General features: G+C 39.5%; 12 protein-coding genes. All 12 read right to left on the bottom strand.

All coding sequences use genetic code 11. The annotated features are described in order from the left end of the window. Window positions 1–8: 8 nt before the first annotated feature. The 12 genes from GQR55_RS05630 to gspG all read right to left on the bottom strand — a co-directional run bounded on the left by GQR55_RS05630 (window position 9) and on the right by gspG (window position 11,769). Entirely contained in the window at window positions 9–1,313 is a 1,305-nt protein-coding gene (locus GQR55_RS05630; RefSeq protein ID WP_166419784.1) for a hypothetical protein, read from the bottom strand. A 473-nt stretch (window positions 1,314–1,786) separates the two neighbouring features. Beyond that, entirely contained in the window at window positions 1,787–3,868 is a 2,082-nt protein-coding gene (locus GQR55_RS05625) for a secretin N-terminal domain-containing protein (protein ID WP_206012037.1), read from the bottom strand. A 30-nt stretch (window positions 3,869–3,898) separates the two neighbouring features. After that, window positions 3,899–4,393 (bottom strand): hypothetical protein, encoded by a 495-nt coding sequence (locus GQR55_RS05620; RefSeq protein WP_166419783.1) that lies wholly within the window; start codon window positions 4,391–4,393, stop codon window positions 3,899–3,901. Further along, the gene (locus GQR55_RS05615) at window positions 4,390–4,980 is read right to left on the bottom strand and encodes a GspMb/PilO family protein (protein ID WP_166419782.1); all 591 of its coding nucleotides are present in this window, start codon (window positions 4,978–4,980) and stop codon (window positions 4,390–4,392) included. The genes GQR55_RS05620 and GQR55_RS05615 overlap by 4 nt, the downstream gene beginning before the upstream one ends. A gap of 2 nt (window positions 4,981–4,982) precedes the next feature. Further along, window positions 4,983–6,137, bottom strand: coding sequence for a hypothetical protein (locus GQR55_RS05610; RefSeq protein WP_166419781.1), 1,155 nt, complete (start codon window positions 6,135–6,137; stop codon window positions 4,983–4,985). Window positions 6,138–6,145: 8 nt separating this feature from the next. Next, window positions 6,146–7,018: a type II secretion system protein GspK gene (locus GQR55_RS05605; protein ID WP_166419780.1), complete on the bottom strand. Its 873-nt coding sequence runs from the start codon at window positions 7,016–7,018 to the stop codon at window positions 6,146–6,148. Further along, a complete protein-coding gene (locus tag GQR55_RS05600; RefSeq protein WP_166419779.1) occupies window positions 7,018–7,698 on the bottom strand; it encodes a prepilin-type N-terminal cleavage/methylation domain-containing protein in 681 nt (226 codons plus the stop codon). The genes GQR55_RS05605 and GQR55_RS05600 overlap by 1 nt, the downstream gene beginning before the upstream one ends. After that, on the bottom strand, window positions 7,691–8,122 hold the full coding sequence (locus GQR55_RS05595; protein WP_166419778.1) for a prepilin-type N-terminal cleavage/methylation domain-containing protein: 432 nt from the start codon (window positions 8,120–8,122) through the stop codon (window positions 7,691–7,693). Before GQR55_RS05595 ends, GQR55_RS05600 begins: the two co-directional genes overlap by 8 nt. Beyond that, window positions 8,112–8,522: a type II secretion system protein gene (locus GQR55_RS05590; RefSeq protein WP_166419777.1), complete on the bottom strand. Its 411-nt coding sequence runs from the start codon at window positions 8,520–8,522 to the stop codon at window positions 8,112–8,114. The genes GQR55_RS05595 and GQR55_RS05590 overlap by 11 nt, the downstream gene beginning before the upstream one ends. Continuing rightward, the gene (locus GQR55_RS05585; protein WP_166419776.1) at window positions 8,523–9,725 is read right to left on the bottom strand and encodes a type II secretion system F family protein; all 1,203 of its coding nucleotides are present in this window, start codon (window positions 9,723–9,725) and stop codon (window positions 8,523–8,525) included. Further along, a complete protein-coding gene (locus GQR55_RS05580; RefSeq protein WP_166419775.1) occupies window positions 9,725–11,374 on the bottom strand; it encodes a GspE/PulE family protein in 1,650 nt (549 codons plus the stop codon). Before GQR55_RS05580 ends, GQR55_RS05585 begins: the two co-directional genes overlap by 1 nt. Then, on the bottom strand, window positions 11,374–11,769 hold the full coding sequence (gene gspG / locus GQR55_RS05575) for a type II secretion system major pseudopilin GspG (RefSeq protein WP_165724825.1): 396 nt from the start codon (window positions 11,767–11,769) through the stop codon (window positions 11,374–11,376). The genes GQR55_RS05580 and gspG overlap by 1 nt, the downstream gene beginning before the upstream one ends. Window positions 11,770–11,776: the final 7 nt, after the last annotated feature.

Here is an 11,776-nt window from a genome sequence, read left to right as displayed (position 1 = left end):
AAAACTAATTACTTAGTTTTTACACGATCACCGTCAGCTTTAGCGTAGTAAACACCAGTTACTTCGATGTCATTAGCTGGAGAGTTAACTACAACTTTCACGTGTGCATTACCAGTAACACCACTTTCAGTTGCAAAAGCTTTAACTTCAGCAGAAATGTTAGTAGTTGCTTTAGGTGTAGCAGTAGCTGTTAAAGTTTTAGTGTAAGTTTTTCCACCAGCTGTAATATCTACAGTGATTGCACCAGCTACAGAACCAGTGTTAGAAACATTGATAGACTGAGCATACTGAGCATCAAACGGCATGAAAACGATATTTTCATCAAAGCCATTTAGAGTCCAAGCACCAGCAGAAGCTGAAGCGATAGTCTTAGTAGCAGCAGCGCCTGCAGCAGTGTTGTATTTGATTGCAGAATCAATAGTGAACATTTGCGTAGGTAAGATTGGCGCTTTAGCGTTTGCTTTACCAAGAACAGTGAATGTTGCAGTCATTGGAGCTACAACACCAGTAGCAACTACTGTGATTGCATCGCCAGCTGTGTTAATTGTTGGAGTTGCTAGTGTACCACCAGTTGCAGTGAATGCAGCAGCTAGTTCAGCAGCGTCAATACCTGCGTCGCCATCGCTTTCCATCCAAGAGAAATTACCCTTGATTACGTGAGTAGCACCAGTAGTAGTAACTGGATTCACAGAAGCTACTTCAATCTTAGGAGTGATTACTAGAGTATCAGTAGTGATTGAATCGTTACCAGTAGTAAATTGCTTACGCTCATTTTCAACGTCAATTACAGCATCAAGTTTCTTAGTAGCTGAAGAGCTGATTTGTGAAACTTTAGTCGCAAGAGTAGCATTTTTTGTGCCTGCATCAAGAGCAATACCAGTTGAAGTTGCAGCCGAGTATGCTACTTCAACTTTACCAGCAGCAGTAACGCTAGTAGTTTTAAATTCCATTCCAGATAACTCAGCGAAACCGTCAGTAAAAGTTACTGGAGAAGATGCAGCAGTAATACGGAAGGTAACTGTATCAGATGTTACTGATAGAAGACCTGCACTTGCAGAACCAGTCTCAGGAGTTAATGCTAGATCTGGAGCGCTTTCTACTGTGTCAAACTGAGCTCCAGTAACATTGAACTTAATAGTATCACCAACAGTGTATTCAGCAGCTAGTTTTACTTTAACAGGTGCAACAGCAACTGAAGAAGCGCCTACAGAGCCTTCTACTGATATATTAGAAGAGGTTACTGTAAGTTCAGCCGCGTTAGCAAAACCAGCAACACTTGTAAGCGCTAGCGCTAGTAAGGTTTTTTTAAACATTTTTTATTCTCCAAAAGTTTCATGAAACAGGAACGTTCATTGTTCCCTTTATAATTATGGCTGACCATGCACCATAGGCCGTCACCTAAGTGACTACTAATCAGACCAAGAGTAGTCTAAACATTGTTAGTTTATTGTCAAGCAATTAACTAAGCTTAAACTAATTGATTAATGTTACCGTTTTATGTACCCGTTTACAACAACAAATAACCCTTTAAAATCAAGAGGGTAAAGTAGTGGCAACAGAAAAGCATAGTTTATAATGTTCTTTCAAATTATTAATGATGTTATTTAATGTGTAGTTAATAATTTTATCAGCAAATAAATTTAGTAAATATCTAACGTAGTGTAAAAAGTTTATCTACCAACAGATAAATTACTATAAAAAATAAATTTAACGATGCTTAATTTGTAAATAATATCATAAAGAATAATTTTACATCAAAAATAACAACTTAAAAAGCGCTTAATTATTACTTTTTAGTTACATCATCAACTTTATTCTCATCTAAATTAAGCTCTGTTAAACTCATTTTGAACTGGTTGTATACACTTTCCCACTCTGCCGTTGAGTTAACAATACGTGGAGTAACCAATACTACCAATTCTGTTTTATTAGTATTATTGTCAGTGCCATCAAACAAACTCCCAATTAATGGTATCGTCGAAAAAAAAGGGACGCTGCGATCGCTCAATGTACTGTTTTCGCTAATAAGGCCGCCAAGCATTATTGTTTGACCATTACCGGCTATTACTTCAGTTTGTAGTGATCGCTCAAAAATAATAGGATTACCTTCGGCGCCACTCGCACTTGCTTGATTACTTATTTTTTGGGTTATTTCCATAAGCACTACCCCTTGGGCGTTTACTGTGGGGGTTACTTGTAGGTCAATCCCAGTTTCTAGGTATTCTACCGAGGTGCGCGAGCCATTTACTGGGTCGGTTACTATATCGCCCACTATAGGGATGCGGTTACCCACTGTTATGCTGGCTTGTACACCGTCGCGCACTGCAAGGCTTGGGCGCGATAGCACATTAACATAGGTATTTTTTTGTAATAAATTAAAGGTAAGGTTACCCCGTGCGCCACTTAACACATAACTTAAGCCTGAGTCGTTATTTTCGAGGTTGAAGCCGCCCTGCTTATTTGCCCCTTGGTTAGTTAAGGCAAATTCAACCCCTTGCTTAAACTCGTCGGTTAGGGTTACTTCGGCAATCATCATTTCAAGCACTATTTGCTTTGGCATTATGTCTAGGCGCTTAATCATCGGCAATAAGTTGCGGTAGGCATCGCCGGTGGTATAAAAAATAAGGGAGTTAGAGCGCGAGTCTACCACCATTTTCATACCTTCTACGCTTACAGACGCATTTTGCTTAGTATTACTGTTTGCATTATTTGTACGGCTATTAACTTGCTGGTTTTGACTCGCCGCTGACGTATTACCACTTAAGCTTTGCGATGTGCCTCCACCTAGTAACGCTTGTAGGCTTTCACCTAAGTCTGACGCTCGGGCAAATTCGGGGTTAAATACAAAATACTGTTCTTGATTACCATCTGCCGGTTGATCTAACTGTTTTGACCAATACGCAACGCGCTTTATAAAACGTTTATCGTTAGTAAAAAACACCAGTGTATTGGTACGCTCTATAGGCACTATTGAAACAGCCTGTTCATTTGAGCCGTTAATGCTGACCGAAATACCTTCTTGTTTCATTAAGTCTTGTAATTGCTTACTTAGTTCGTCAACCGGTGTAAAGGTTGATTTGTACAACCCTATAGAACGGTTTCTAAATGCAGGTTGGTCAACCAATTGCATAAATTCAAGCGCTTTGATTATGTCGCCGCGCTTGCCTTTAAACATTATGGCTTGTTGATCAAACAATGGAGTGGCATTTACATTAGTTAACTGCTTTATGGTGTTTGCCAATGGTGTTTGCATACCGGATTTAAAAGGCGCTAGTTGTACAATTTCGTTAGCTGAATTTGGTACATCTTCAGGATTTGCGCCATAACCGTAAACTAAGTTACTCGACACTCCGCCTTCCGATTTATGAATATAATAAACGCCATTTTGATAGCGAATAAGTATATTACGCTCTTGCAGCATTTGCTCACTTAGGGTAAACAATTTACGTTTGGTAAGCTCGTCTTGCAGGTTTAATGTTACTTTATCTTTAGAGTTATTTAGTTGCTCACCTAAAATGTAATTTACGTTAAGTAGCTCACCAAATACGTAATGCAGGTAGTCTTTTACTAATAGGCTGTCGGCAGTTAGCTTAACGGTTTCGGTATTGCTAAATTGGTTTGCTAAATCGGTTTGCTCACTTTGGCTTGTTTTATTACTTGCCAATGGCTCAAGATAAGTAATACCGTGTTGCGCCGCCGTTTTTACAGCATCGGTACTTGGGTTTTCGTCATCGTTTGCGGAAACCACTACTACGGCATTTTTTTGTAAGTACGATGGCTTTGGCGATATACCGCTATTGGTACTTTTACAACCAGCTAATACGCTACTTGCTAGTAATCCTAAAATAAGTGTTTTGCTGTGTTTCATAATTTTTCCGTGCAATAGTGTATTGAGCAATTAACCGCGCTGGTACATTACTAAGGTAATATGTTGTGGCGCTTTGTTAAGGGCCACTTGCGTGTTTGACAGTATGCTAAGCGTATACCCTTGTATACTTTGCTCGTTTAAATATTTAACTAAGGTTGTTTGCTGCGTTTTAATGTTTTTTTGCTCTATGAGTGCATAAGGCGTAGGCGCAAAAATAACGGCTTTTAGCTTTAATTCTAAGTCGCCTGCAAATAAGCTAAGTAATTCGCCTTGTTGCTCTGCTTGCTGCGCGGCGGTTAAACCCTGCTCTGTTTGTACGCTTTTAGTTGGCTTGGCGTAACGGCTAAATAATGTAGTAAGCTCTTTGTGCGCATTGCTCGATAACAGCGGTAAAGGCTGAGTATTATTATTACTTGTGTCAAAGTTGTTTTGCGCATGTGGTGAGCTTTGTATAAAACGCCCGGTAAAGTCACTTATTAATAACAATACACATACGGCAATAACGCCAATAGTTAATTTGCTCATTGTGCCTCCTGCGTTTGCGTGTTGCTTTTAGGTGGCTGCTGCATATAAAACGCCAGCTCTATGGTGCCATCTACCCTTCCTAGCTGTTCGTCATTTTGACCTTTACTATTTATATTAAAGGTTTTTAGCTCAGCTTTGGGTGTTGCGCTTTCAAGCTCTGTAATTAATTTTGTAAAGTCGAGCATTTGCCCTTTTATGCTTAACCGTAGTTGGTGGCGCATTAGTTGCCCATTGGCCACTAAAATACTAGGTAGCCAATTGCTGGTGTTTATTTGTAGTTGGTGATTAGCAACGGTTTGTTCTATTTGTTGTTGCATGGCCAGTTTAAACTCGTCTTCGGGTTTGTAATTTATAAATAAACTATTAATGGCTTTTAGCTGCGTACTAATACGCTGTTGGCTTTGAGTTATTTGGGTTTGGTTAGCAATTACATTTTGCGATTTACTTACCCGCTTTTGTAAATTAGCTAAGTTAGCTAACTGCTCGTTTTGCCAATCAAATAACGGGACTAGTATAAATTTTAATACTATTAATAATGCAAGAACGCCCAGCGCTATTTGTTGTTTAGGCTGTTTTATGTCAAACATGGTTATTCAGCCTCGTTTATTGGGTTGCTTACTATTGGCTTTGCTTGGTCTTGTAGGGTGTTAAGTGTAAAGCTAATTACAAAGCTCTCGCCACGGCGCGCTTTACGCGATGGGTAGTCAAACTTGGCATTATTTACGCGTGGGTTGTTTATTATTATTTGTAGGGCGTCGGTGGCTTTATCGGCGTTGCCACGTAATATATAGCGGCCATCTTCAAAGCGAATATTACTAAGCTCTGCGGTGGTAAACAATTGCTGCAACACAAAAAATAATGAGCTGGCTATTTGCTGATTACTCGTAAATATTTGTAAAGTGCTGAGCTTGTCGCTTGATGTTTGAAACTGTTCAAGAGTTGTAAGCGCTTGGTTAACACTGCTTTTATTTTGTTCAAGCTGACTTTGCAAACTTTGCGTTTTATACACTAAATAACCACTTGTTAGCGCCCCATAAGCAATAAATAGCGCAGAAATAATAACGGCTATTTTTTTTAACTGCCCTTTACTAACCAGCCCACCGGGAAGCGTAAAAAATGAGGCTAATTGCTTTACAGGCAAAGCTTTTAAGCCTTTTATAAGGGTGTGTGCATAATGCGCAGGCTCATTAATATTAATAACGTGCTTGCAGGGTACGCCAAACATGGCGGCAAAACGCTCAGGGCTATTAACAAGCGGGCTTGATAAGGCCGAAAACACACTTTGCTGATGCTGCGTAGTAAACAATGCACTAAAAACATGAGTACTGACGACTTGTTCGGCCGCGAGTGTTTGGCTAATTAGCACGGTTTCGGGCAGGTTTAACCACGCTTTAGGCACGTTTGCAAAACGCCAATGCGTTACTTTGCTTTGATCTTGTTCAAGGGTGCTAATAATATAAGCACTATGCGTATTAGGTTCGCGATTAGCTGTTTGGCTGTTAATTTTTATTAAATTTACAAGCTCTTTTTTATTACTTATAGGGTAATTTTCACTTTGCTCTGAGTAGTGTTTACGCCCCACAATTTGTATTAATGCTGCGCTTGCGTTTAAATCGCTACTAGCCGGCTCTAAGGTAAATTGCTGTTGGTTATTTAGTGCAAAGCGGTGAGGCTTATCGCTGTAGTAAACTACATTTTTGCACAGCCATTTTTTTATCCACAATGTTAGTTTACTTTTTATCATTAAATGCTCTACTGCGCCTTAACTGCCACTATGTTGACCACCGGCTTGCCGGTTGGTTGCAAATGGTAATAAATTACTTTTTTTATGCTTGCGTCGCCCACGTGAGCTTGCAAGGTTACTTTAAATAAATTTGACGGATATAAAATAATATCTTCACTTTCACTAAAGCCCGTTACTTGCGCAAACTCTTGTACTGTTAACTGTTTTGCATTACGTAGCATAATAACATGGGCTGCTACGTCGCTACTTAATAATGCGTTAAGCAGCGAGTCGGGCGCTGTCATGGGGTTAAACGCCCCTTTTTTATATTGTGTTGTGTTCGCTTGTAATATATTTAACAGCTCAGGCTTTAAGCCTAAGTGCTTAAGCTCGCTTATATCGTGAATAGCGGCATGACGCGCGGTTACAGTGCTGGGTATGTAATCTGAGCGCGTATCTAAGTTTTGCCAATCTATTATTTGCTGCGAAGTTAGCTGCGCATCATAATCATTTAGGCCACTGTAGGTCAATAGTTGCCTTAACCTCTGCTTATTTGGGTAATGCAAATTAAGCAGCCCGCGTAAATCTTGCAAAGCAACATTTACATATTGGTTGTATGTAAACTGTGCTCCATAAAAGTTCCAACTGTTAATAAGCGTACTTGTGTTTTGATTATTTACTTGATTGCTTTTCTCTGGATTTTTTGGCTCTGTTAGTAAGGCATACAACACGTTGGCTTCTGCGCTGTGTAGCTCTACATAGGCTTGTGCTTTGTCGACCATTAAGGTGGCATTATGTACCTGATTGCGTGCCGACTGGGTAAAATATAAAGCAAGTATTGAAAGCACGGCCACAATTAACAATACTTGCACTAACGCTATACCCGCGATACTACGCTGCATTAAAAGTCACCGGCTTGCATGTAGTTACTAAACCAGGTGTTTGCCTCTTTATCTAACTGGCTATAAAACGTAAGTGGTTGCTGGTTTTTAACTAAGGTGACTTTTATTTTTTGCGGTGTAAGTTGTTGGTCAATCCCCGAGTAGGTGTTTTGCCAAGTGGGTAAAACACCGGGAGTTTGCATTGCCATTTCATCTAGATTTTTCCAGCCAAAATAATTTATAGTAACTTCATCTAGGTTAGTTAATAATATTTTTTGCCTAGTAAACTCTATATTTTGCTCGGTATTAATAAGCAATAACTCACTACCCGATATAGCTTGATAAACTAAATTATATTTTCCGTTTGGGGTTTGCACGGCAGTTAATCTAAATATTTCGGGATTTTGTGTATCTATAAGGCCGCGCTTGGTGATAGCTAACAAACTGTCACTGCCCCCTACAAAAAACATTTCGGGGCGACCTTTTTTATTTTTAATTAAGTAGGGCTCTACGCCATCAAGCGTGCTTTGCAATAAGTAAACGGCCTTGGTTTGCGCGGCATTTTGCTCAAAACTACCTAGCTCTTTGTTCCAGCGTGATGCTAATTGCATATACACGTAGTTGCCAGTAAACATAAGTAACGACAGTAACGTAACCGATATTAGTAGTTCTATTAAAGTAAAGCCTTGCTGTTTACGCATCGTGCCAGCTCACTTCGTTAAAGGTGTAGTTTTTTTCAATACCATGGCTGTTAATAACGAGGGTTACTTGCCATAGTTTAAATTGCGTTTTTACTGAGTTACCCTCACCAAACTCCAGTGCCATTGTGGGATCGGTAATTTTTTTTGTTTGCTGTACGTTTGCTTGCCACGTGTAAGTACTTTGCCATGCATTGCCTTGGCCGTTTAGTTGTGTTTGCTCGGCGCTTGCACTTTGTACTTGCTGCTTTATTTGGCTTAATAATGCGGGCACATTAGCCACTATATTAACGTGGTTACTGGCTTTTTCGCTTGATATAAATGCGCCACGGTAAATTAGCGATACGGCTCCCATTGCCATAAATAAAATAATGGTGGCAACTAGCAGTTCTATTAAGGTAAAACCGGTGCTGTTTTTATTTTTCATTTGCTGGCTCAAGCATAATAGACAAAGGCTCATTTCTAAAATGACCATTAATGTGCTCTGGTGTCACAAAGCCATTAGCATTAAAGTTAACCCACTGCTGAGTAAAGCTTAACGACTCTAACGTTTTAGTTTTAACTAATAGGTTACTTGGTTTTTGATATAAGTTTAAAGTATTACCAGTGAGCTCTAATGCGTAATTTTGTTGTTCTATAAATGCCTGAAAACCTATGTTTTTAATCCATTTTGTTGTGCTTAATAGCTCTGTTTTAGCCTCAGTTTTATCTACCGCTTTAATAGATATAGGCGCAACTATAGCAAGTAGCAAACCTACAATACTAAGTACAATAATAAGCTCAATTAGGGTAAACCCTTTATTAAACCTATAACTAACTAAATGCATTTAAAAACCTACGTCGTTTAACGAAACCATGCTCATTAGCATTACTACAACAATGCCACCTACAAACCCGCCCATAAATAAAATCATGAGTGGCTCTATAAGCGCGGTCATGTTGTCGGTCCAGGTTTCAAAGTCTTGACGAGAGCGATTAGCTATTTCTTCAAATACTATGTCGAGGTTGCCTGACTCTTCGCCCACTTCTAATAACGATATATAAAATGGTGGATACAATGATGTTTGTTGCAGTGTGGGGGTTAGCTGGCTACCACGCTTAACTTTTTTACGGGCTATATTCATTTCGTGATTTAACACGTGATTTTTAATATTACCAGTTGAAAGCTCAAGCGCTTGGTCGATAGGTACACCCGCTTTTAGCATTAAACTTAAACCGCTGTTAAAACGAATTCGTTCTACGGTAATAGTGGCGTTGGCAATAACTGGTAGCTTTAGTGCCGATTTATGCCACCACTTTAAAAATGCGGGCTTTTTAGAGGCCCACATAATTGCTGGCACAATAGCGATTATTCCTAATGCTAATAGTCCTTGGTATTGGTTCATCCATGCACTAATAGAGAGCATAACTTCGGTGTACCATGGCATGGTTTCTAGCTGGCTAAACATGTCGGCCATTTTAGGTATAATAAAATTAAATATAAAAAATATACTTAGTACACATACAAATAAAATAACGCAAGGGTAGGTAAGCGAGCCAATAATTTTACGTTGTAGTTCGCGTTTAAATTTTAGATCTTTAGCGAGCCCTGCAAATATTTCACTTAAGTTACCTGAGGCTTCACCTAACTCTATTAAGTTACAATAAAGATTATCAAAAACGTCGGGGTGCGCCCTACATGCCTGCGATAAGCTACTGCCTTTTTTTATTGTATTACTTATATCGCCTAACATTTTTGCCAGCGCAGCTTTTGCCTTTGTACGCCTTATAATGTCGAGGCCACGGTCAATTCTTACACCTGTTGCAAGCAATAAACTGAGCTCAGCGGTTAAAAATTCAAGATCAGACAACGATATTTTGCTATTAAACGATAGCCCAAACGATACTTGCTTTTTTTCTTCGGTTACTTCAAAGGCAAGTAACTTTTGGGATTTTAGCTTAGCAAGAGCATCTTGCTGATCGATGGCATCTATTTGCCCATGCGACTTAGCACCCGACCCATCGTAAGCTTTGTAATTAAATAGTGGCATTAACCAGCAACCCTAATTACTTCTGCTATGGTAGTTTGACCAAGCACCGCTTTATATAAGCCATCTTCTAATAATGTACGCCTATTTAAGCTTTGGTTATGCTGCTTTGCTTTAGGGATAAAGTCGGCATTTTTGGGCATGGCTTTTATTTCACTGTCGCAACGTAAATACTCAGTTACAGCCATACGCCCTTTATAACCGGTTTGGCTACAGTGCTCGCAACCTTTGCCTCGTTTTAATTCTATTTTTGGTAAGTTAAAACGCTCGGCAAAATTATTAAGATCGTATTTTTCTATTAGTTGTTGTGCGTTTGGCTCTGGCTCTGAGCAGTTGGCACATATTTTACGCGCTAGACGCTGCGCTACAATTGATACTAATGCGGCGTTAAGTAAAAATTCTTCAACCCCTAAGTCAAGTAAACGGGTGTATGCACTTGCAGCGTCGTTAGTATGCACCGTACTAAATACTAAATGCCCCGTAAGCGCCGATTGCAGTGCAATTTGAGCCGTTTCTTTGTCGCGTATTTCACCTAACATTATTATGTCGGGATCTTGTCGTACTACTGAGCGCAGGCCTGCCGAAAAGTCAAAACCTATATCGCTATTAACCTGCACTTGGTTTATACCCGGCAATTGATATTCAACCGGGTCCTCTAGGGTAATAATTTTTACATCGTCGTTATTTAACGCATTTAAAAAGGTATATAAGGTGGTGGTTTTACCCGACCCTGTAGGGCCTGTAAGTAATACCACTCCGGAGGTGGTTTTTATGTCTTCTAAAATCAATTGATTTATATCTGACGATAAACCAAGAACTGACATGTCGTAACGTACGTTTTCTTTGCGTAAAAAACGCATTACTACCGATTCGCCGTCGTTTAATGGAAGTGCCGATACACGAATGTCGATTTCTTGATTGGCAATTTTCATTTCTATTTTGCCGTCTTGCGGACGGCGTTTTTCGGCTATATCCATACCCGAAAGTATTTTTAATCGAGTTATTATTGGTAATTGCTTTCGAGCTGATATTGTTTCAGCTTCGTGTAATACACCATCTACACGAAAACGTGCGCGGTAGCGCCCTTGATACGGCTCAAGGTGCATGTCGGAAGCACCTTGACGCAGTGCTCGGCTAATAAGCGAGTTAAGTAAATTTACCGTTGGTGCTTCTGTTGCTAACTCTTTAAGGCGCTCTTCTTCGTCAAGTGGGTTGTCGTCAAAAATATCGGCTGTGGGTTCTTCGTATTTAGCTATTAGCAGCTGTATATCAACTTCGTTTGCTATAAATAATGAGTACGCTTGGTTATTTTTAATTAACCATTCGTTCATTACTTGGTTTAGCGGATCCTTACAGGCAAATTCAATATGCTGAGCATCTTCGCTAATAGGCACCCAGTTTTGCGATATAAAAATATCGAGTATTGGTTTATCTATCATTAAAGGAGCAAAATTTGCATATTGCTCATTGGTAAACAAAGGAATATCTAAGTATTCACTTAGCAATAATGCAACTTGATCCTCTGGCAAACTTCCCATATTAACGAGAATCTGTTCAAGTCGGCCACTGTATTTTGCTTGGTAGCTTGTTGCACGTTCAAGATCGTGCGGATCGATGCTAAATTTGTTAAGCAGTAGGTCATGTAGTTGCATTATTGATGAATGATGTCCGCGTTATTTTCTGTGCCACCTTCTTTGCCATCACTGCCATATGATTTTAAGCTGTACGGATTACCTTCTGTACCTGGTACTTTATATATGTATGGGTTTCCCCAAGGATCTAGCGGAACATCTTTTGGCAAATAAGGACCATCCCAACGAGGCTCATCGCCTTGGCGTAGCTGCGATAGTTCTGTTGGGTATTTACCTAAATCAAGACGGTAAGTGTCTATTGCTGTTTCAAATGATGACATTTGCGCTGCTGCAATTTTTCGCTCAGACGAACTTAATTTTGAGAAAAACTTAGGTGCTACTAACGACATTAGTAAACCTAAAATAACAATAACAACGAGTAGTTCCATCATTGTAAAACCGTGATTTTTTTTCATAACTCTC

This window comes from Pseudoalteromonas sp. Z1A8, from assembly GCF_011378855.1.
GTDB lineage: Bacteria > Pseudomonadota > Gammaproteobacteria > Enterobacterales > Alteromonadaceae > Pseudoalteromonas.
This window is presented reverse-complemented; position numbering and strand designations above follow the sequence as displayed.